Genomic DNA, 23,706 nt, shown 5'->3' with positions numbered 1-23,706 from the left:
TGCCTTTTTGTTTAACAGGGAATTCCGCAGAGTTTCCTGTTAAAAGAAAAAGCTCTGCAGACACCGGGATTTTCCCCGGCCTGCAGAGCTGCTTCTATTTCAAATTATTTTTACAGTTTTGAATATCCATACGGATTGATCAGCGCATCCAGTTTCTTTCCTTCCTTACATAACGGACAGTTCCTGTAATCGCTGTACTGGTAATCCGGAACATCTTTTAATCCGAATACCGACTTGATCGGAATCCCATTGACATTCTCAAGCGCGCTGAATACTGCGGAGATCCCCTGAATAATTCCTCCATAGTACTGGACACCCTCGATCGCCTTGTTGATCGTCAAGCCTGTTGTCACAGTCGCAGTGAGGATCAGCACATTCTTTCCGTTGATCATTGCGCGGTAATTGTCCTTAAACACAATCTGGCTGTTGCTGTTGAACTCCGGTTTGATAACGTAGATCGTCTTGTGGGCGTTCTTCGACATGAAACCGCCTTTTGTCAGCTCCTGCGCAAGAAGTGTTCCGATCACTTCGGTCCCTTCCATGCATACGATCGTATCGACGATCATATCGTACAGATACATATGTACGAGTGCCTGGGCAATTCCTCCCGCCTCACTCAGACGGCTCTTTACCGTCGTTAGGTCAAAATAGTAATTCGTGTGGGCATGATTCGTTGCAAAATGTCCCTTTACGATTTTTAACGGGGTATCTGTACCGGTCGTCTGAATTTTGTCATACTTTAACTCCATACACGATCCTCCTTATTCAAATCTCACGTTTACTGTTATTTGACTATATTATACCGAATTTTCAGATACTATTCAAGGAATTTTCCTGTTTTTCATCAGGTTTTTCGTCACTGTTTACGCCTTGCGCAAACAGTAACGGTTTTTCTCCCTGTTTTTTCTACCACGCAAGGACCTCATGTCCGGTCTCTGTCACGAGTACCATGATCTCCCTCTGGGCGGACGGAAGCCTGTCATCGGTATAGATCGTCCAGCCGTTGCTGTCATCCACAAAGATATCCGGGCGGCCCATGTTGATCATCGGCTCGATGGTAAAGATCATCCCCGGTGCCATAAGCATCTCCTCGCCCCGTCTTGTCACATAGCTTACAAACGGATCCTCATGGAACTCAAGACCGACACCATGACCGCCGACTTCCTCGACAACAGTGTAACCGTTCTGCTTCGCATAGTCATGGACAGCCTGACCCATATCTCCTAAGAATCCCCACGGTTTTACCTGCTCGAGCCCCTTTTCCACAGCTTCGTTCGTGACGCGGACAAGTTTTTCCTTCTCCGGGTCCACATTGCCGATCAGGAACATTCTGGACGAATCAGAGAAATATCCGTGAAGGATCGTGGAGACATCCACGTTAATGATATCACCGTCTTTTAAGACAACATCCTTGGACGGAATTCCGTGGCATACCTGATCATTGATGGAGGTGCACACGCTCTTTGGGAATCCCTCATAATTTAACGGTGCAGGAATCCCGCCATGTTTTGTCGTAAAGTCGTATACCCACTGATCGATCTCCTCTGTGGTGATTCCCGCCTTGATGTGCTCCGCCACATAGTCAAGGACTGCCACATTCAGTTTTCCGCTCTCACGAATCCCCTCGATCTGTGCCGGTGTCTTGATGATCTTGTGGGACGGAACCTCGTGGCCTGCAAAACGAGCACGACTGATCTTCTGGTCAAATGCCATATGGCACTCACAATATGGCTTCCCGCTTCCACACCAGCATGGATCATTTTTTCCGATTCTGCGAAACATAATTTTTCCTCTTTTCTATCTGTTTTTGCATTTCTGCATCGCACAGGATTTTCAACAAAAAATGTGCCTGGCACATTCTCGCGCCTCACGCAGTCGTGTGCGGCAATCTATATCTTCGCGTGATTGCACATTAGAAAATTCCTGTCCGTGTACAGGAATTGCGTTTGCGAATTCTTTTATTTTCCTGTATAATATCCTTATCTATCATAACGTCGGAGACTCTGTTTGTCAAATAAGTCTCCTGAGAAAATATGCCGTTAATATCACGGCGTGGATTTTCCGGACTGAAAATCCCCCGCGTTGCAGAGGCGGCTTTAAAGAAAGTGAGGAATTTACATGAACGTACTGATCACCGGGTTCGACCCCTTCGGCGGAGAACCGATCAATCCGGCATGGGAAGCCGTAAAAGCCATGAAAAACGAGATCGCCGGGGCAACGATCACAAAGCTGCAGATCCCGACCGTAGTCGCTAAATCCATTGCGAAAGTCCATGAAAAAATGCAGGAGCTCCACCCGGATATCGTTATCAGCATCGGCCAGGCCGGCGGACGGTTCGGCGTGACTCCGGAGCGTGTTGCGATCAATGTAACAGATGCAAGAATCCCGGATAACGAAGGAAACCAGCCCATCGATGAGCCGATCTTTGCAGATGGGGATGCTGCCTATTTCTCCAATCTTCCCGTGAAGGCGATGGTTCAGGAGATCAGGAACGCCGGTTATCCTTCTACCCTCTCCAACACCGCAGGAACCTATATCTGCAACCATGTCATGTATGGAATTTTATACTATATCCAAAAGGAATTTCCAAATGTACGCGGCGGCTTTATCCACGTTCCGTATGCCGTTTCTCAGGTTGTCAATAAACCGGCGACCCCGTCTATGGCTATTGCGGATATTACGGCTGCATTGGAAGCGGCTGTGAAGGCCGCTGTTGAATATGAGCAGGATATCAAAGTGGTCGGAGGAGAGACGCACTAAAAGTCACTTCTGTCGCACAAAAAAACTTCATCTCCGGAATTTTTTCAGGCTGTGATATCAGTCTGAAGGTTTCCAGAGATGAAGTTTTTCTGTAACTGTTCAGTAGGTCTGCGCACTTGCTGCGCTGACCGTAAGAAAACATAGGCTGGAGGGCAAAAATCCCATCAGCGAAGCTGATCTGGAATGGATTTTTGCGTGTAACTATGAAGGTACTGAATAGTTACGTTTTTCTTTTATCCGGGTTCCGGACTGCCTTTCGAGGCACCCGCCCGGAATCCGGTTTTCTGATTATTCTTTTGTTCCTCTCTCCGCAGACGCATTGAGTTTTCCGTCGACCACGTCGATCTTGATCGTATCTCCGGTATGGACACCATCCGACAGGATCAGGCGGGCTGCCAGAGTCTCCACATTCTTCTGCAGATATCTCTTAAGCGGTCTTGCGCCGTATACCGGATCATAACCGTTGTCCACGATAAACTGCTTTGCAGAATCGGAAAGTGCAACCACAAGCTCTTTATCTGCCAGACGCTTGTTGATATCGGCAACAAGCAGATCGATGATGCTTCCGATGTTGTTCTTTGTGAGCGGCTTGAAGAGGATCGTCTCATCAAGACGATTTAAGAACTCCGGACGGAAGTGTGATCGCAGATCGTTCATGACCTCAGCCTTTGCCTCCGGCTTAATATCACCGTTCTCATCGATGCCGTCAAGCAGGTACTGGGAACCGATATTGGAGGTCAGGATAATGATCGTATTCTTGAAATCCACGGTCTTGCCCATGGAATCTGTGATACGTCCGTCATCGAGGACCTGAAGCAGAACATTGAATACATCCGGATGTGCCTTCTCGATCTCATCAAACAAAACGACACAATACGGTTTTCTGCGGACTGCCTCTGTGAGCTGACCGCCCTCATCGTATCCGACATATCCTGGCGGCGCTCCGATCAGACGGGATACGGAGTATTTCTCCATGTATTCACTCATATCGATCCGGACCATGTTGTTCTCATCATCGAACAGACTTGCCGCAAGTGTCTTTGCAAGCTCTGTCTTGCCGACACCGGTAGGTCCGAGGAACAGGAAGGAACCGATCGGCTTTGTCGGATCCTTGATCCCGGCCTTGGAACGGATGATCGCGTCTGTAACCTTCTCAACTGCCTCATCCTGACCGACAACACGTTTGTGGAGCTCATCGTCCAGATGAAGAGTCTTGTTTCTCTCGCTCTCCGTGAGCTTTGCAACCGGGATACCGGTCCAACGGGAGATGATCCTTGCGATCTCATCTTCGGTAACGCTCTCATGGACAAGGCTCAGATCTGCGTTCTTTACCTTCTCCTCCTCTTCCTTCAGCTCTTTTTCAAGCTGCGGAAGCTTACCGTACTGGAGCTCTGCTGCCTTATTCAGATCATATTTCTGCTGTGCATCCTGGATCTGACGATGGACTGCCTCGATCTCCTCACGGATGGAGGAAAGCTTATCAACCGTCGCCTTCTCATTCTGCCACTGGGCCTTCTGAGTCGCAAACTGGTCATGAAGCTCCGCAAGCTCCTTCTGAAGATCCGCAAGACGCTCCTGACTTAAATGATCTGTCTCTTTCTTGAGAGCCGCCTCCTCGATCTCCAGCTGCATGATCTTTCTGGAGAGTTCATCCAGCTCCGTCGGCATGGAATCAAGCTCCGTCTTGATCATTGCGCACGCTTCATCCACCAGGTCAATGGCCTTATCCGGAAGGAAACGGTCGCTGATATAACGGTTGGAAAGAGTTGCCGCCGCTACAAGCGCGGAATCGGTGATCTTTACGCCGTGATAAACCTCATAACGGTCCTTCAGTCCACGAAGGATTGAAATCGTATCCTCAACCGTCGGCTCATCAACCATAACCGGCTGGAAACGACGTTCCAGAGCCGGATCCTTCTCAATATATTTCCGGTACTCGTCCAGAGTTGTCGCACCGATACAGTGCAGCTCACCACGAGCAAGCATCGGCTTTAACATATTGCCGGCATCCATGGAGCCTTCCGTCTTTCCGGCTCCGACGATGGTGTGAAGCTCATCGATGAACAAAATAATCTGTCCCTCGCTCTTTCTCACCTCATCGAGAACGGCTTTTAAACGTTCCTCAAACTCACCACGGTATTTCGCACCCGCAACAAGGGCACCCATATCCAGTGAGAATAATTTCTTATCTTTTAAGCCCTCTGGCACATCGCCGCGGACGATACGCTGTGCAAGACCTTCTACAACGGCGGTCTTGCCAACACCAGGTTCACCGATCAGAACCGGGTTGTTTTTCGTTTTTCTGGAAAGGATCCGGATCACATTCCGGATCTCGGCGTCACGGCCGATCACCGGGTCCATCTTCTGATCTCTTGCCTTTTCTACAAGGTCGGAACCGTATTTATTCAAGGTATCGTAGGTTGCCTCCGGATTATCACTGGTAACTCTCTGGTTGCCGCGGACTGTGGACAATGCCTGTAAGAATTTATTCCGGTCGATCCCATAAGTACGGAACAGTTCCTTTATTGCCCTGTTCGGTTCTTTTAACAGGCATAAGAACAGATGCTCGACGGAAACATATTCGTCTCCCATCGCCTTTGCCTCGTCCTCGGCGTCAATCAGGACTTTATTGAGGTCCTGAGTAAGATAGACCTGTCCGCCTCCGGATACCTTCGGCAGCTTCTTAAGTGCTGCTTCTGCCTCATCTGTAAACTGCTCACCGGAGATTCCCATCTTTGTGATCAGCTTTAAGATCAGGCTGTCATCTAACTTTAACAGACTCACCAGGAGATGTTCCTGGTCGATCTGCTGATTTCCATATTCATAAGCCAGCTTCTCGCAGTTCTGGACTGCTTCCACTGATTTCTGTGTAAATTTGCTGATATTCATGATCGCAAGCCTCCCTTCAATTCTGAAGTACTTGTTGTGTTTGTTGTCAGTAATACCGCCCAGCGAAATTTTCATCCGCCGGGCGGCTTAATCTTTCAGATACGTGGCAGCTTCGCACACGTTTCTGTATCGTTACCGCTCGGGACTGTCAGATCACCCTTCGATGGAAATGTGCTTCGGACCTTCAACCTTCTTCTCTTCCTCTTTCGGAATCGATACACTCAGGATACCGTTTTCGAATTTCGCCTTAATCTCCTCTTCCCGAATCTCCTCGCCAAGATAGAAGGTTCTGCTCAGAGCACCTGCATAACGTTCCTTGCGGATGTATTTGCCTTTCTTATCTTCCTCGTCCTTATCAAGACCTTTCTCGGCACTGACGGTCAGATAGCCATCCTTCAGTTCGATCTGGATCTCATCTTTCTTAAATCCCGGAAGATCTATATCAAGCTCATACGTCTTTTCTGTCTCTCTGACATCTGTCTTCATCAGTCTGGATACATTCTTACCATACAGCGGATCCTTCTTTTCTGTAAAGAACTTCTCATCAAACGGGAACATATTATCAAATAAACTTTCTCCAAAAATACTCGGCATATACATAAATCATTCCTCCAATCAGAATTCCTGTTTTCTTGTTTGTCATCTATCTGAAAGAACTTCAGAAGATTTTCCAATCTTGGGAACTCCTTGAGATCCTTTGATTTTTCTCTCTTCCTTTGTTCTGCATGTAATATAACACATATTATTAGCACTGTCAATAGGTGAGTGCTAATTATTTTGTGAAGATTTTGTGAAGCCTTGATTTTACGGGCTTCACAGGGATTTTTCACTTACTTTCGCACTCGATTTTCTTGATTTGACCACATTTTTACCACAAATTCTTGGAAAAATATATTCGTCTGATTTTCTTACCACATTTTACGACAACGACTTCTGGTTTATACCACAGCAGGTACGGTTTCTGGCAGATTCATTTTAGACATCTCGTTCTCCACATGAGACTTTTCTGCAATATGATTGTAGACATTCATTGTGATCTGTGCATCCGAATGGCCCATGACATACTGCATAACTTTAGGATTGACATTGTTCTCACCCAATCTGGTACATCCCGTATGACGAAGGGTATGCGATGAAATGGGAGGCATCAGCTCCGGCTCTCGTTTCTCTTCTTCTGCCAGTTTGCTTTCTTTCTTATTATAGGCATTGACAATATTTTTCAGAAAGCTGTTCACTCCCGCTGGCATAATCGGACGTCCATGCTTTGTATTGAAGATGAATCCACTGCGTCCACCAATCTCTACATTACTCTGCAAACCAAGCATCAGGTTCAGCTCTCTCTGTTTACGGAACGCATCATATACCATCTGTGTCATAGGAATGTCTCTGATTCCTGCATCCGTTTTGGTTTCTGAATCATGGAAACAATATCCTTCATCACCTTCATAATATACAAGCTGTCCACCTACATGGATCTCCCGATTCTTCATATCCACATCCGACCAGGTTAAGCCGATGGTTTCACTCACTCTCAGGCAAGCCCCAAACATAACCTGCATCATTGGAAGATGAGGCTTATACACATTACTCTGTTCAACAAACTTCAGAAGTTTTTCCTGCTGTTCCAGTGTCAGTGCTTCTTTCTCCTTTGCTGGAGCCCCATAATCTCCAAGTGTTCCTGTTACCGGATTCTTGCGGATAATCCCATCATCCACTGCCAGTTCAAAACTGGGATTCAATAAGCCATAAAGACCTTTGATCGTACTGTGTGCCAGTCCTTCATCTGACAATGCGGAAAAGAACATCCTTACGTGAGATGTCTTAAAATCTACAACACGAATGTTTCCCAAAGTATTTCGTATCCGGTAGTCCCACATACGGATATAATTCTTTTTCGTTCTTTCCTTGATATTCTTTGTTGCCATGTATCGCTCAAACAACGTATTTACAGTCAGCTTCTTGACTGATGCGTCTGTAATAAGCAGATCCTCCATATCCTTATTGATCTTCTTTTCCATTTCTCGCAGACTCGCCAGATCAGCTGCATAAACCGAATTACGCTTTCCGGTAATTTCATCCTTGTAACGATACTCATAACGTCCATCCGGCCGCTGGTATTCACCTGTTTTTAAATTTCTGCCTTTATTATCTTTTCTTGCCATATCAATCATTCCTTTCACTTCATTTTTCGTTATTCGGAATGATTTTTGTCCTGTCGGTATCAGCCATTTACTGCCTGATATCTGCTCACAGATTAACATAATATTTTATGATTTCCAAGGGTAAATCCCTGCAAAATGCTAATTTTTATTTGCCTGTTTCGCAGGAATATTTTACCCTTTTCCCTTTTCATTCCGAAGGAAAGTTGTTGTATTTTATCCTTTTATCTTTCATTACACTGCCATTGCATCAAGATATTTTTTTATCTTATCCACGTTATAGAGAACACGTCTTCCAACAATCACTCTTGCTTCTGCATAGTCTGCAATTTTCTTTGCAGTTACTTCTCCGCAGGATAACATTGCCATTAATCCTTCAATATCTACCGTCAGACGGTTCTCAGCCTTATACTCTGTTGTTTTTCTCATGATGCACATACCTCCTTTCCTCCGTATTCTTCTGCATCACCTCCCAGACAGCGGTTATGCCCGTTGTCAGTACATCTACTTTTTATTTGGACTTCTTACGATGATTTTCCATTCCGTTCGGCGTGTTGGCTTCCATTTGTATATAGCGGTGTCAACGTTACATTTGACCTCTATCAGAAATCTTTCTGAATACTGGCAGCTTCTTCTCAAGCATACCAGCCGTTGCCGGAGTATCTTCGGTTTCCACATACTACTCTCTGATACAGCGGTGGAATCCTGTGTTACCTTTAAGCCCCGAAAGGCACCCATACAGCTCATTCAATTTTCAAGGTTCAACAATCAAAAGTTTTGTAGGTATACATTTTTGTACCTATTTCGATTTAATGCCATTATATCCCCCGTTACTGCTAATGTCAATACCACTTCATGTGTTTTAGGTTCTTTTTTGTACTCTTTTTTATTGATTTTCTGCCAGCTTGTGTTATAATATGGACAAATAGTTATTCATTTCTTGATTTTACTGTCTTTAATGGATGTTTATCAGGACTAATGCAGAGGTGACTTTATGAATTTTAATCTGAAACTAAAAAAAATTCGGACATTCCGGAAAATGACACAAAAAGAACTGTCAGAGAAGATTGGACTGACCGATCAACATAGAATTGTACAATATGAAAAAGGCGTTCGTGTTCCAAAAAAAGATCTGGTCGATAAAATGGCTAAGGCTCTGGATGTCAATCCTTATACCCTCTATGATACCGCTGGACGTGACGCTTCCGAAATGATGGAACTGCTTTTCTGGCTGGATGAATTTAATCCATCTGCATTGCATCTGTTTCTCCCTAAGAAATTTCCCGGTGAAAAATGTAATGAAGTAGCAGACACTTCCGTTTACTATCATGACAATGATGGCTGGCCGGCTCATGCACCTGTCTGTATGTGGTTTGACTATGGGGTTCTGAATGATTTTCTGAAAGAATGGGTAATTCGAATGGATGAACTAAAATCCGGTGAGATTACCAGAGATGAATATTTTGAATGGAAAATCAACTGGCCACAGACTTGTGACGGGTGTGGGAAATATGAGCCTAAGAAACAATGGCGGTCTGTAAAATCAGAACTCAGTGAAACTTAGCAAAACTTAAATTCACTGCTTTTTTTCTCTTTAGTAAAAGAAAAAGCACTGTAAAACCAATAATCAAACGGTTTTCAGTGCTTTTTTTCATGTTTTAACTATCGAATTTCCCTCAGACACCTACATAAGCGAAACTTAGCGAAACTTAGCGAAACTTAGCGAAACTTAGATTATGCCCAATACACAGTATTATTACTTATAACAACTAAATTACTTCTTGTCGTGTAATCTATTATTTATTCCAATACATCAGGTGTCCACTTTGTTCCAATATCGTTAGTTGGAAGTCGTTTTGTCTTGTATACAAAAGCCACACTATACCGTGCTCTCGTCACTGCAACATAAAACTTAGAAAGACTTTCATCCTTCATGTCTTTGGACTTTCCTGACAACCAATCCAGCATTGGTTTCGTCGGGTAAATCAAGACTCTATTAAAAGTAAGTCCCTTGGACAATCCAAAATTCATCGTTTTTGGGATGGGATTTACCTTTGTTCTTTTATCATACCGCAACTGAACAGGATTATATATATCTACATATTTATCAATATCATTCTCGTGAACCCAAAATATTCCATCATGTCCCGTTTTTTCATTCATGGCAGAATCGCATGGCTTCATATCAGGATACATCTGATTTGCAAGATCACATATAATCTGATTATTTCTATGAGATGTCGATAATGTTGTGGTATCAATATTCATTCCGGCAATATTATCCTGCACAAAAATTACTATTTTCCCACCTGCATATTTTTTATATTTTGCTTCGTAATGAGTTCGATACGTCGTCTGACGAGGATCTCCTACTAAAGTCATGTTGCAACCAACCTCATGCAACTTTTTTATAACTTCTAAATCATATCCGACAAAATCTTGTATTTCATCTACAAAAACATAAGAAAAAATTTTTCGTATTCTGCGAAATACACATCCATTCGATAATTCGTCCAAAACACAGGGCAATTTTGAAATCATATTTGAATATACATTACCGGAAGCCGTGACATATTTTTTCTCATTTGTATCCTTTAGTCTCAACAAATTTTTATCTGCCTTATTCACTAATAACACACCGGATACCCTATTATTTATAAGATAGCTTTGGTAAGGTCGTATACCATGCTTGATTAACAGCGAAAACCACGGCATAATAGTTACATTGGATGGAATACAACCATTTATTTCGTAAAATTTGTCTCTAATGCTTTGTTCATTAGCATCGGTATAAGTTGTTATCAAAACATTTTCAGAAATCTCTAATGCCTTCTTTACAAGAAATGTTGTTTTTCCTGCCCCTGCCGCCGCAATAATTAGACTACTCATTTTTTATCGCCCTCATTATATACTCAGGATATTTAATTTTCGTAGCCGATTCAAAAATTGCTATGGCACAATCCGTCTTATGAGCGTGCATATATTTGTGCATCTCATCATCCGTATCGTAGTTAGTTCCAAAAATATTGTTCATTGCTTCTCGTCCATTTTCTTTTAATATTTTCGGTTCTAAGGTATTATAATTAAAATCCTTACCTGACAGTTTCAAATCACCTGTATCCACTACCTCATCAACACATATATGAATACATTGTATTTCTTCATATTCTTTGTACTTTTTCTTAACAGCTTCAATATTTCCATCATTATCCGTAACAACAGCTGTTTCTTTGTTTAGTGTCTGTGCAATTTCAAGATACCGCTTAAATGTCACCCCACCTACGGTCATTACATCTATTCCATCTTGGATAGGAAGCCGCCCCTCATGAGTATCCATATATGCCCGCTGAACAACCAGCTCATCTGAATCGCCCTCTACTAAGATTGATTTTTTACAAAGAATCAATCGCAGTGTATCATAACCTGCCACTTTTTTGAAAAATTCAAAAGTTTCCTTTTTGAGCGATTGCATCGAGCAACAATTATCGCCTGAAAGCAAAATTAAATTTTCCAGTCCGAGTTTATTAGCGACAAAGCTACTATGCGTTGATGCTATAATTTGTCTACCAGATGCAGCCTTTTCAATAACTCCCATTAGTTCGCTTAATCGAGAAAAAGACAAATGACTTTCAGGTTCTTCAATCAAAATAATACTTGCTTTTTCTGCCTGTTTATGACTTAAAGCTAATTGTGTTTTTATGATACATTGTGCACCTTTTCCAGCATGAGCAAACGGGATTCCATCCACCTGCGTAACCAAACTTGACTCCCAAGAATTTTGAACTCCCTGATCGGCACTCAATGATAATTTCCCATTCATAACAGTAGACGCTGCACTAATTTTCTCATTGATTGACTGAATTGCTTCATTTTGTGCAAACTCATCTATCATATTTCTATGGGCTTGTGTTATTGCTGTTATGTCCTCTGGTTCAAGGAAATCCTTTACTACTCTGGAAATATATACATCAGACCCATTTTGGTATCTGTAATTTGACGAATCAATCATTACAGACTTTATTGGTATGAATCTGGGCATTTTTTCATCTCGGCTAAAAGAAAACCATTTAGCTTCATAAAATTCAATAGGCAAACTTGTAATTTTTTCTGTTTTCAGCAAACTTTCATATTCTGAATTAAATTTATCAGAAAAACTAATTGTGAATCTGATTCCCTCTATACCATCACTTTTTTCGGAATTACCATTTCCTTCATATTCAGGCAATGTTCCACTTTTGAAATATAACTCAATCATTATTTCTGGAGGTGCAATCGGTTGTCCATTTTCCACTGATGCCAGGTATTCCTCAACTGCTTCTCTATTAAATAAATATGTTGATAGCTGATTTCTAATATTTCGACCAGCATACATACCCGTTAAAGCCACATGAATGGCTTCAAGAATAGTAGATTTTCCAGATTCATTATCACCAACCAGAAGATTGATATTTTCATTAAATTTTACTTCAAACGGATTTTTAAACTTCTTAAAATTTTGAATGATTACCTTCTCAATAGCCATTCGTAGCCTCCTATCTTCGATTTTACTCTACCCCCAACGCCTTAAACACCGCATCTTCCGCACTCTGATACGGAATCAGCTGAAATGCACTCATCAGCTCAGCCGGAACGCTTGCAAAATCAACAAATGAGGTACTTGGAATCAGCACCTTCTTTGCGCCGCTATCCAGACACACCTGAAGTGTATTGGCAAGTTCATCCACCTTTATCATTGTGCCACTAATTGTTATATCTCCCAACACTGCCAAGTTGCTGACAACAGGCTTTCCAAGGGCAATCGAACAAAGTGCAATCAATGTTGGAAGTGCCAGTTTATCTGTCATGCCGATACCCTGCAAATCCTGATAATTGATGATGTAATCCTTAGTTGAGGTACTGATAGATCCACTGATCCGATTGCCGTTGGCTTTCAGATAATTAAATGCCGTGTTCACCGCTTCCTTGCATTTAGAATCACTGCCTAAGCCAGTCCGTTCAATTTTGCCATTGCCTGGAAGCATCTGACTTTCCAAACGGAATACACCAATCATGCCACTTTTTCCTCTGGATACGGTATAAACCTGTCCCGGATTACACATTCCATCCGGTATCAGCTTACCGCCACCCTGTTCTGGTACGGAAACATAATGTTCTGACATATCTTCTAGATCTATATAAGAGAAGTTTACATCATAAAATTCCATACCGCCCAGTTTCTTCAATTGCTCCTTGACACGGCGACGCATTTCCAATGCAATCTGAATAATTTCTTCCAGTTCTTCTTTGGTAAACTCACCATTTGGGTACATCAACTTCAGATAACCGTCTATCATACGACGAACCGCAATTGTATCACGCTGATTCAGATTTCTCCCCAAGCGGAAGTAGTGATCAAGCGCATCTCCATACTGCTCCTTGCGAAGCTCTCGGATAAACTCTGCCAAATAGTCACTGATAAAACCATAATCATTAGTAAAATGCTCCGGTCTGAACTTCGGTATCTCCCATCCTGGAAGATAGCAGTGCATACGATCAAGAAATGCTGTATCTGTTCCCATTTCCTGCGGGAAAGGTGCAAACAGACTGGATGTTTTCAACAGCACATCCACACTCTGATTAATATTTCCCACAAATACCATGGACGCAGTAGCAGCTTTTTCTTCTTTGCCACGGGCAAAAGAGCCGGATGCCATGTAATCCTTCATAATCTGAATGCCATCTTTATCTTTAAACTTGATACCTGCCACTTCATCAAAGGCTACACAGTCCCATAAGCCGACCAATCCGACCGTTTTGCGTCCCATATTGTAAAACAGGTTTGCAACCGTCGTCTGTCCACCGGAAATTAAAATACTGTTCGGTGAAATCTCTTTGTAAAGATGAGATTTACCGGTACTTCTCGGTCCCAACTCACAAAGATTAAAGTTATTTTCAACTAATGGAATCATACGGGTTAAAAGTAACCATTTCTCACGATATGTAAATTCATCTGGCTCCATGCCGATAGAACGAAGAAGAATATCCAGCCATTCATCTTTCGTAAAAGCCTTTCGTCCCTGCTTTAGTTCATCAATATCAATGTGCGGCATCTGGATCGGTGTCAGCTTACGGATACTGATTGGTGAAATATCTTTCTGCTTTTTCTGTTTGGGACGAAGCGGATTTCCATCAATGTCCTCAATACCAAAATTATTGTCGCCTTCAACCTCATAATCCAGCTGAACAATACACCAGATACCGCCACAGAGCAGGCGATCAAATTTTTCTGGATATTCATCGGCAATCGGTACATTACCAACGCCCAAATTAGAAAACTCTGCAAAAAAGCAATCTTTTTTCATATCCAGTCGAACAGTCACCATATCAATGATTGTGTGACTGCCTTTTTTACGTAGCTGAGACAGAATTTTCTGTGATTCATCCGGGCGTACAAAGTTGTCAGCAAGAATACGCTTCACATTCTGTACGCCTTTCTCTATAACCGTCTCATCATCTGAACTGCAATACTGTCCCAACAAGAACTCAAGAACATACACTGGGACATTCGCCCCTTCTTTAATTTTCTTTGTCAGGTCTTTCCGAACAATCTTACCGTCAAAGTTCTGACGGAGCTTGTTCTTTATTTCTTCACGGGTACTTTCACCCTCTGTAAATTGCTCCATCTTTCTCTCCTCCTGCGGCATTAACTAAAAAAATCAAACTCGTCCACCGCAAAGGCGATGTCAATCTGGAATGGCTCCCGCTGTGGCAGCTGTAATCCCTGTTCATCTGCAATTACCAGATAATAAGTAGCTGTATTGCTGTATTTCAGAGATTTCAAATTAAACTGACAACGGAAAGTTCTTTCTGCACCGTTATCGCTGGTCTTATCTGCAATAATCTTCTGAATATCACTAATCTGTTTGCCGTCCTCATCTGTAAAATAAACTTGATAGGTTGCTGCTTCACGATTTGTACTGACCGCATCTTTTTGATAGAAGTTCAACGAAAAAATCATATTGCTGATTTTACGGTTTGCGGACAGTAAATTGACCGTTACCGGCTTAGTATCATATTTCTGCTTATTTCGCCTATATTCCATAGAATCATTGCGGAGATAATGATACTCAATCACCGGAACAATCATTTCCTGTAAACTGATACCACCATGCACAAAATTCATACCGCCGCCATTCATTTTGATACGAATACTTTCTCTCGGTGCAAATCCATCGAATTCCGTATTTCCGCCCAAGAATTTTACAGGCATCAAGTAATCTGGTTGCACACCCTTCTGCATAATTGCATATCTTCTGCCATATTCCACACATCGCTTGATACTTTCTTTTTTTGTAATGTCAGAGTTTGTTACATCCACATCAAAAAAGCCTCTTTTATCTACCTTATCCTCTTCCTTCAAAGGACTGTATGTATAAAGAAATCCATGGTCTGCCGTAATTAAAATATTCGTTCCACCAAATTCATTTACAATGATACGCACGAGGTTCTTCAATTCTGAAATCGCCTTGTCACACGCAGCAAAAACAGCAGTATCCGAAGTGTGGCTGGCTTCATCTATGGTATCGTGGTAAATATAGACCACATCCATACCTTTTACTAAAGCACTTCTTTCCGCTCGTTTCATAGCAATGATGTCATTATACTTTAAAGCCACGCTTGCCGAATCTTCTGTTTTCAGAACCTTATCCCTATAAGTACTTGCCGTAGACTGTCCATCTGCCAAAACCGTCAAAATATCGTTCCGAACCTCTACTGTCAGTTCTTTGTGCGGCAACAAAGCTGCCATACCAAACTTTGTAGTAGAAGGGAAGATACTCTGCATACTACTGATAGAAACCTTACTTTGCGTTTCTCGCTGAAGCTGATCTGCCATCGTAGCTGCCACTTCATAACGCATGGCATCTGAGATAATTACAAATACTTTCGTATCCGAGGTTTGGATACGGGAACGGTAAAAATCCTCCTGTTGAGGTACTTCCAGAACTTTACCGTAAGTTGCCAGTTCATCCGCACATACATCCGACCAGTTGTTGCCCAACTCACCTAAGAACCAGTGAGTATAAAGTCCTTCCACCTTATCGACAACATGCTTGAACAAATCATCCAGCAGAATATTGGAAGTCTCCAAGCTCTTTTGAAAACTAAGATGGAACAAACGGTAATATGTGTCCATCTGATAGTAGCTCTCAGTATATTCTTTCCAGATACTTTTCGCTTCTGCGGTATGGAATCCGGCTGAATGTTCCTTAAAGAAACTTTGCATATTCGCCACTTGTAAGATACCGTCATAAAAATTTTCAAATGGCTCATACCATACACAAGTTCTCCGTTTTTCAACAGTATACGTAATGGTATCCACATCAATGATATGGTCACTGATTTCTGTCATTAGCTTTGTCAGAATCACTTCATTAATACACGGGAAGCATTCTGTTCCTACCAAATCCTCTACCGTCAGCTTTTCAAAGCGCTGATACAGACGGGCTTCATCCTCAACATAACGTGCCACATCATATAATTGCGGAATGTTGTCACTATGAAGCCATTCAGAAATAAAATCATAGCAATATGCCTGATGTGGCATGGAAATAAAGCCGTCCAGTCCGGCAAGATATTCCTGCCGCATGGTGCGGGTCGTTGCAGTTAAAAGCAGATGAATTGCTAACCGCCCAAGGTCTGGTTCTTCCTCCACAAATCCGCATCCCTGACGAACCATCGCCCAAAATGCTGCGTCTGCATGATATTTTACAAAATCCTGATAAACCGTATTATTATTCAAATCAAGTCCCGCCTGGAACACACTACGGAGAATCATATTAGGCTGTGCATCTTTCAATCCACAGATTGCCGCCATAACAGCCATGTGTAACTGTGCCGGTGTTTCCGGAACTTTATTCTGTGTACTAACTTTCAAACGACGGTCTTTCGCATTGAAGTAAGCACGATAATTTTTAACCTGTTTCCTCATTGCCGGATTTGATATAAGTCCCATCTCATCCATCCAGATAGAAATCAGATCTGCCCGAAACTCTTCGCTGTAAAGCTCCACGTCCAGAAGCCAGTTATCATCCGGGCGATTATAAACACACGGACTGTAAACCAGATAATTTGTGGTCAAATCATCTACTGAAAGCAGTTTTTTTACAGAAAACGAATTATTTCCAGTCAGCGCAATCACCTTTGCATTTTCCAAAACCACTTCATCCAGTTTATCCTCAAATTCCTTATCTTCATCGTACCAGAAAATGATACGACGCTGATAAAACTCATCCAGAGGTGCAGCAAATCTGCGATTTAAATCTTGTATTATTTTATCTGTATCCATGCTGTCCTCCTACCTTATAATTTTCCAATTTGCTTTTCGTTTTGTTCCGTCCTGTACCAATCTACCTTTTTCCTGTAAAGAAGCGAACATTCGAGAAACCGTTCTTTTCGATATACCCATTTTTTCCGCATAATATGCCTGTGTTGCAGACGGATTCTTCTCTATAATCTGCAACAATTTTTCTATCTGCGTCTGTTCCTTATTAAGCGGCACTTCAGCACTATTAGTGCCATCATCAACGCCACATTTAACGCCATTAGCGCCATTTTTAGTGCCATTGGCGTTAATCATGGCGTTATTGGTCGCAACCTGACCTCGATAAATATTAATACGCAAATCAACTTCGCCACCAATAAACTCCGGCTCCCGCAGTCCGGCAGCTTTTACTTTATCAATAATTCTCGGAATACCGCTTCCCCAATGCTCGATCAGGTTCATATACGCAAACGCATGGGCAAGGGCTTCATTTCTAATTTTGGAATAGCCCTCTTTCATACGATCCATCGTTTGTCCCATTGGCAGCTTTCCCGGAGAAGTGATTTCCAATCGGTTGTCATATACCGCAACCTGTATCGTACCATGATCCAGATAACTACGATGTACCATAGCATTGATAATCAACTCACGAATGGCATCTGGTGGAATCTCATAAACATCCTGGCGATAAATTCCCACAATTGTAGCACCCAGATGAATATTTCTCAAAACAAACTGAAATGCTTCGTCTATCTGTTCCCAAAGCGGACCGGTATATTCTCTACGGTCAACAAATACCGCTTTCGTTGTCCCTTTGAACACGCCACATTGCGTTGCAACATGAAGTCCACCGTTGCCTGTTAAAATAGCAAAAGCATTGGACGGATAATCTTTTCCATCACGCTCAATCAAAATCCCCCAGGAGCGCAACTGCTGTCTGCCTACATCTTTAATCGATGCTTTCTGTTCCTCTGTACGGGCATTTTTGACAGCCTGCTCTTTCATAGCTTTGCAAAGGGCATCAATATCTTCATCTGTAACATTTAACCCAGTACATAAAGCCTGATCGTAGTAACGATTACTGCCCTCAAACAACAATTCTTTTATCATATACTCGTCGGCAAGGCGGGTAGTTCCGGCAACACGGACATATACACCGCCATCTCTACCAAGGGCTTTGATATAATACGGGCGCTGTCTGCCCTCAGAAACCTCTACCACAATGACAGTCTTACCATCAACCGTCTGTAAAGTGATATCCGGGATAATTGCTGGTTCACAGCTGTCTGATACAGCATTGGCAATGGCATCCATTTTCTTGAACACATCTTCCTTGTCAAAGCCAATAACCTCTCTGGTTTTATCGGCAATTCCGAAAATGATTTTTCCTCCGGTTCCATTTGCAAAGGCAACCACAGACTTCATATATTTGATGCTTTTCTCCGGCAGGTTCTCTTTAAACTCTACATTTTTTGATTCCCCTGCAAGAATTTCTTCTATGGTCATCGTAACACCTCGCTCTCTTTAACAGTCCTAACCGCCATATTTTTACTTGATTGATGAAGAAATTGAGCTCAGTGCTTTGCTTAAAGCATCTTCATCAGCCTTTTTTCTTCTCTCACTTTCCCACATACCGAGTATCTGATAAATACATTCTTTCACAACAGGAAAATATTTTTTGCATTCTTCTTCGCTTAATTCATGAATACCTTTGCTTAGGATTCCGTAAATAGTTGTATTTTTGATGAGTATCTCAGGCAAATATCCCTGTAACATCTTAATTCGTTCAGCCACCCTTGCCTGTTCAAATTCCTCATCATTAACTTTATCTCCCGCAGTTGCTTTTGCTTGATAAATAAGTCTTTCAAGAATTCGTCTCAAATAAACATATGAACCTGCACCAATACCACTTGCAAATAACCCTATGGCAGTTCCAAGCTCTTTTCGATCTTGTTTAGAAATCACATGCTTATAAGCATCTAATTCTGGAAATGTCATATCTGCAATAGATGGATACTGCCCAATTTTCATCATTGAATTGTCTGTTGTCAAAATAATATAATCCAGATGATGCTTCTCATCCATTGAACAAATATATTCCAATTTCATTAATCTCGTCGTATCAGCTATTTGCCAATTTATCCATTTCCATTCTTCAGCAGAACTCTTTTCTTGTCTGGCTTTGGTGCTAAATATCATATTTTGAAGTGATTCTATTTCCTCGCCAAGAGATGCACACCTAATTTCTTCATCCCCCTCTGGACCCGTTTCAAAATAATACTCAATAGGTTTCATGTGAAAAACTCGCTCTTGCTTGCACTCTTTACAATAAGCGCTAATTTTAACATTTCCCTTAAGTAACTCAATCAAGTCAGCAATATTATCTTCACAAATTTCTTTAGAATCATATAATCCCGCAGTTTGTAAAAACGTAGCAAATATATTTTCCATTTACGCAAGCCCTCCTTACTTTATTTTAGCCAAAACATCCTGGAAAATTGCATAATTCTTCTTTACACCATCGTCCAGATCAATGGAGATCATCTGGTCAGCAAGGTGATGAATCTTTTCCTCGTAGGTTCTGATTTCAGTATCCTGTGCCTGCAAGGTGGTCAGCTTTTTGTTCAGCTTCACACGCTCGCCAGTAGAAGCATTGGCAATACGTTGTTCCAGATCGGCAATGGCAGTGCGATAACGAGCCTGCTGTTCATGCACATAATCGGTACGAATACGGGCAATGGTGTCCGGCTGATAGCGGTGCATATAAATCAGAGCCTTAAAACCGTTTTTCTTGCCGCTGTCAAACAGCCAGTAGATTGGGCGTTTCTGATAAATCTTGCAATGGTCGGAGTAGAAGTCGCTCAGGAAGTAATTCCGAATCACATCCTTCGGCTGACCCTTGCCGCCGAGGGCATCCGCAATAAATTTCAGGTTTTCGTCTAGCGTATCTGCGCCATAGACGGTTTTCACGAACTTCACGAACAGACCGACAATATCATCCTCGAAGTATTCATCGTCGCAAATCGGGATAATGTTATCCTTATCCGCAGCAAAAGAAGCATACTTGCTGGCATCCCATTCGCCGCCTGCATAGGCAAGTCCGTCTACATCCAGAGAGTAACGACCAAACATACAGCCAACCGCATAGGAAATGAATGAGCGAATCTCTCTGCCAAGGTCAGCCTTGCGAACAGTGATATCCTTATCCTCAACTTCCGGTGTCAGTTCTTCTTGCAAACCGTAAATGTCAATGAAGATACGATTCAGTTCTTCCTCGTTGGCTTTCAGCTGATTAAAACGCTCATCGCATTCAGCCTGCCACTGTTCAAAGGCTTCTGCAATAGTAGGAACCCTGCGAATCAGTGAATGATGTCTGAAATCCCATGATGTTTCAAAAGAATCCCAGTCTTTTTTGCTTATCGCTATTGAAGAATCAACATATTCTTCAACATTACTCTTCTCTTTTTCTATAAACCAAATCGGAACTTTTGCTACATCTCCAACATTCATATTCAATGTAGGATTAAGCATTTTAGTTATTTTTCCTACCACTTTACTGTTTAAAATTCCGCACAAATATTTAAGTATATGTTTTTCTGGAAAACACGATATTCCCGCCACATTAAAAGCAAAATTTTCGTCATAATATCTAACTGAAAATTCTCCACTTGTTATTAAGGACCAACTTAGTGCTGGCTTAAAATTGTATTCAAGATTTTGTGGTCGCGATTTTAGTTTTCCCTTGGTATCCTTAAAATTCTTTATCTCCTGTCCATCATTTTCCCATAAAAGAATATATTCTCTATTACCATACCAACGTCTAAATTCTCCACCTTTATTAAATGGATACCATTTTTTCTTGCTATGTACGAATGCCACATTATTTGCTGATACCTCAAACCATAATCTTAAAAATCTATTATTATCCCCTGTGATTAACCCTTGCTTTGGTTCGCTTATAGATGCCAATGATGGCGCTTCTTTGAATGCCTTTAACAATTTATCACTTACTCCATATGCCAAAATTGCTCCAGGTATTTCTTTTATATTATTTGTATTAATCCTATAAACATATTGGCACGCTTTATCACTTATTGCTTCTAAAACTTTTATACTTTGAATCTCTGCGCCATAGAATCTGCTTAAACTCATATAGGTACCTGTGTAGTTATAGAAATTTTTCAAAAACACAAAAGTACAAATCGGTACATATGCAGATTCAAAAAAAGCATGATATTCTGGTTGAATTAATGAATGTATCGAATTTTTCTCTAACCATTTCTTTCTCGCATTTTCAAATGAAGACAAAAACATCCATGTATATGATGTCATCAATCCAATTTTGGCATATTGAGTTCCGAGATTTATACATTTATCAATAAAAACAGCATATAAATCTTGCTTTGTTTCGCCATAGTGCTTTTTAATATAGCTTAATAATATATCACTCATGCCATTTGATGCCATATACGGCGGGTTCGTCACAACCACATCATATTTATGTGCCAGTGCTTCCGCCACCTGTACCAACGGTAGTAATTCTCTCAATACCGTATCACGGAACATATTTATATCTTCCGTAATCTCTGCAAAACGGTCATACAGAGCAGACCAGTCCTGCTGCGTTACTGTCAAAATCGAGCCATATTCCTTTGCATCATGCAGCTCACTGATAATGGTATCCATAGCCGCCTTCAGCTTGGCATCGCCATCACAAAAATACTCCAGCGCAAACGAATCTACATGATTGCTCTCCACAATAGCATATACATGGGGCTGAATGCCACGGCTGAAAAAGCGGCGGTCATACCGACGGGCTTTCATCATCACCGCAAAGTAAGCCAGCTGTGCCGCACGGTCATCAATATCCAGACCATAAAGATTGTTCTCCACAATACTTGCCACTGCTTCACGGGTAGTATAGCCGTAGGATTCATAAATCTTCATCAGCACATCAAACAGATATGCAAGAATATGACCAGAGCCGGAGCATGGGTCAATGACTTTCAGCTGATCCGGCGTCAGTGCGGCGTATTCCATACGAATTTCTTCAAGCTGTGCCTGCACTTCTGGCTCCTGCTCAGCTTCTTCCAGATAGTAGTGCCATTTGGTATCTTCAGGGTCACGGTTTCCGGCAGCATAAGCAGACTGTTCTTCCTCGGTAGGAAGAAGCTGACTCTTAACATCTGGGTGTCCCTCCAGCCACAAACGACCAAGGCTGTTCTCTACCATGTAACGAACAATCCAGTCAGGTGTGAAAAGCTGGGTTGCTGCAGGGATGTTTTCTTTTGTGATTTTCACATTCTTTTTCAGTGCTGCGAAGACATCGTCTTTTTTCTCGCTGTTATAATATTGATACAGCCATCCGATGATCTGGACAGCATCCTTCCAGTCATCCTCCGGTATCAGTTCAATCATCTGCTGAATCACACTGCCTTCACGAAGCAGGTTGTCTGGCAGAAGAAGCTCCGTGTAATCCGCAATCTTCTGGAACATTCCCGGCAGAATCTTATTCAGAGCGTTACACTGCACGATCAGCAGATATTTATACAGTTCTTCGGTCTTTTCTGCATCTTTCAGCTCATAGACCTTTTCCATATCGAGTCCATCCAAATCCAGATGAATGGCTTCGGCTATAATCTGCGGCTTAAAGTTGTTTTCCTCATCCGTGAATACACGCACATGGGAAGGAAGATAACCGTTTACTTCCATGAATCGCAGAGCAGAGAAGCGGTTGAACCAAGTGTAGGCAACCTCCTCCATGACCTGCTTATATCCTTTATCGTTAATCTCGGCAATCAGAGCCTGACGCTGTTTCTTTTCATCGGCAGTGAGGACTTTTCCACCAACGCTGTCCACATTAGCTTCCTCAATGTTGCCCTCTGTGATACCGTATTCCACACTTTTCAGGGAAACGCGGGCGATCAGCTCTGTTCTTGCCCAGACGGCAAATTTTTTAATCGCATTCTTATCCATAATTTTCTCCATCTTCTATTCGAACAGACAATTTCTTAATACCTTTATCAATATTCTCCATTGATTTTCTCAAATTATCAACACTATTCTTAAACTCATCCACTTCTGAAATATAGTTTAAAAATCCACTGTACTCTGAAAAATCGATTGCAATTTTTTCAATATAAGATTTGTTTTTCCCATACTTACAATATTCGTAACCAATCCTTACTGTTTTTTCTTCAAAATCGTTTATGATATTAAAAACATTTGTATCAAATGAAATAACCCATTTCTGATTTGGAAAAATCACAATACTCGTCGATTCTTTCTTTTTTAATCGTTCCTGCGTTTTCGTTTGCAACTGTTTGGTAAAAGTTTCATTAAACGTCAAACTTTTAACTTCCAATGGAACAGTGCCAACATTTCTCAAAACAATGCACGCCAACGTTGAGCGAACAAGTTCAAACGATATTTGCATATAAGGGCGATTTTTCTCACTTCGTTCCTTGAGCAAAAAGAAAATTGTAACCCATGAAGCAATTAGTGCTAATATTGAAATTACACTATCCCAAGGAAAAGCTGAATTTTGCTGTTCAACTGCAATAACCAGTCTTTCAAGTAATTCTTCCATAGGTACAC

The 23,706-nt window shown here is 41.8% G+C and carries 16 protein-coding genes; 2 read left to right on the top strand and 14 right to left on the bottom strand.

The features are described from left to right. Nucleotides 1–110 precede the first annotated feature (110 nt). Both ACI3EW_RS04765 and ACI3EW_RS04760 read right to left on the bottom strand, forming a co-directional pair. Nucleotides 111–749 (bottom strand): type I phosphoribosyltransferase, encoded by a 639-nt coding sequence (locus tag ACI3EW_RS04765; protein WP_015555111.1) that lies wholly within the window; start codon nt 747–749, stop codon nt 111–113. Nucleotides 750–906: 157 nt separating this feature from the next. Beyond that, complete coding sequence (locus ACI3EW_RS04760) at nt 907–1,782, bottom strand: methionyl aminopeptidase (RefSeq protein ID WP_405581368.1); 876 nt, start codon at nt 1,780–1,782, stop codon at nt 907–909. Nucleotides 1,783–2,118: 336 nt separating this feature from the next. Here ACI3EW_RS04760 and pcp point away from each other — a divergent pair, with 336 nt between their 5' ends. Beyond that, complete coding sequence (gene pcp, locus ACI3EW_RS04755) at nt 2,119–2,760, top strand: pyroglutamyl-peptidase I (RefSeq protein WP_405581371.1); 642 nt, start codon at nt 2,119–2,121, stop codon at nt 2,758–2,760. 288 nt (nt 2,761–3,048) lie between these two features. On the opposite strand, the gene clpB is transcribed toward pcp, so the two are convergent. From clpB to ACI3EW_RS04735, 4 genes are all read right to left on the bottom strand, one after another. Further along, nucleotides 3,049–5,649 (bottom strand): ATP-dependent chaperone ClpB, encoded by a 2,601-nt coding sequence (clpB, locus tag ACI3EW_RS04750; protein WP_405581374.1) that lies wholly within the window; start codon nt 5,647–5,649, stop codon nt 3,049–3,051. Between the two features lie 153 nt (nt 5,650–5,802). Continuing rightward, a complete protein-coding gene (locus ACI3EW_RS04745; protein WP_015555115.1) occupies nt 5,803–6,249 on the bottom strand; it encodes an Hsp20/alpha crystallin family protein in 447 nt (148 codons plus the stop codon). A 338-nt stretch (nt 6,250–6,587) separates the two neighbouring features. Then, the gene (locus ACI3EW_RS04740; RefSeq protein ID WP_405581377.1) at nt 6,588–7,910 is read right to left on the bottom strand and encodes a tyrosine-type recombinase/integrase; all 1,323 of its coding nucleotides are present in this window, start codon (nt 7,908–7,910) and stop codon (nt 6,588–6,590) included. Between the two features lie 132 nt (nt 7,911–8,042). Further along, nucleotides 8,043–8,237 (bottom strand): hypothetical protein, encoded by a 195-nt coding sequence (locus tag ACI3EW_RS04735; protein ID WP_002578394.1) that lies wholly within the window; start codon nt 8,235–8,237, stop codon nt 8,043–8,045. A gap of 565 nt (nt 8,238–8,802) precedes the next feature. On the opposite strand from ACI3EW_RS04735, the gene ACI3EW_RS04730 reads away from it, so the two are divergent. Further along, nucleotides 8,803–9,372 (top strand): helix-turn-helix domain-containing protein, encoded by a 570-nt coding sequence (locus ACI3EW_RS04730; RefSeq protein WP_002578395.1) that lies wholly within the window; start codon nt 8,803–8,805, stop codon nt 9,370–9,372. Nucleotides 9,373–9,608: 236 nt separating this feature from the next. Here ACI3EW_RS04730 and ACI3EW_RS04725 read toward each other — a convergent pair whose 3' ends face one another. The 8 genes from ACI3EW_RS04725 to ACI3EW_RS04690 are packed head-to-tail and all read right to left on the bottom strand — an operon-like array spanning nt 9,609 to nt 23,698. Continuing rightward, nucleotides 9,609–10,697 carry a UvrD-helicase domain-containing protein gene (locus ACI3EW_RS04725; RefSeq protein ID WP_002578396.1) on the bottom strand — a complete coding sequence of 363 codons (1,089 nt, stop codon included), beginning with the start codon at nt 10,695–10,697 and terminating at the stop codon, nt 9,609–9,611. Next, nucleotides 10,690–12,330: an ATP-dependent nuclease gene (locus ACI3EW_RS04720; RefSeq protein WP_002578397.1), complete on the bottom strand. Its 1,641-nt coding sequence runs from the start codon at nt 12,328–12,330 to the stop codon at nt 10,690–10,692. Before ACI3EW_RS04720 ends, ACI3EW_RS04725 begins: the two co-directional genes overlap by 8 nt. Before the next feature lie 22 nt (nt 12,331–12,352). Then, nucleotides 12,353–14,470 carry a protease Lon-related BREX system protein BrxL gene (gene brxL, locus ACI3EW_RS04715; protein ID WP_485663309.1) on the bottom strand — a complete coding sequence of 706 codons (2,118 nt, stop codon included), beginning with the start codon at nt 14,468–14,470 and terminating at the stop codon, nt 12,353–12,355. Between the two features lie 20 nt (nt 14,471–14,490). Next, a complete protein-coding gene (gene pglZ / locus ACI3EW_RS04710; RefSeq protein ID WP_308452696.1) occupies nt 14,491–17,133 on the bottom strand; it encodes a BREX-1 system phosphatase PglZ type A in 2,643 nt (880 codons plus the stop codon). 9 nt (nt 17,134–17,142) lie between these two features. Beyond that, nucleotides 17,143–18,615 (bottom strand): RNA-binding domain-containing protein, encoded by a 1,473-nt coding sequence (locus ACI3EW_RS04705; protein ID WP_119247637.1) that lies wholly within the window; start codon nt 18,613–18,615, stop codon nt 17,143–17,145. A 42-nt stretch (nt 18,616–18,657) separates the two neighbouring features. Continuing rightward, a complete protein-coding gene (locus ACI3EW_RS04700; RefSeq protein WP_002578401.1) occupies nt 18,658–19,560 on the bottom strand; it encodes a hypothetical protein in 903 nt (300 codons plus the stop codon). Between the two features lie 15 nt (nt 19,561–19,575). Continuing rightward, nucleotides 19,576–23,085: a BREX-1 system adenine-specific DNA-methyltransferase PglX gene (pglX, locus tag ACI3EW_RS04695; protein WP_119247636.1), complete on the bottom strand. Its 3,510-nt coding sequence runs from the start codon at nt 23,083–23,085 to the stop codon at nt 19,576–19,578. Next, nucleotides 23,078–23,698 carry a hypothetical protein gene (locus tag ACI3EW_RS04690; protein ID WP_002578403.1) on the bottom strand — a complete coding sequence of 207 codons (621 nt, stop codon included), beginning with the start codon at nt 23,696–23,698 and terminating at the stop codon, nt 23,078–23,080. The genes pglX and ACI3EW_RS04690 overlap by 8 nt, the downstream gene beginning before the upstream one ends. Between the last annotated feature and the right edge of the window lie 8 nt (nt 23,699–23,706).

It is taken from the genome of Pilosibacter rotomagensis (assembly GCF_045062245.2).
Classification (GTDB): domain Bacteria; phylum Bacillota; class Clostridia; order Lachnospirales; family Lachnospiraceae; genus Pilosibacter.
The sequence above is the reverse complement of the archived record's forward strand: the minus strand, read 5'-3'. Positions and strand labels throughout refer to the sequence as shown.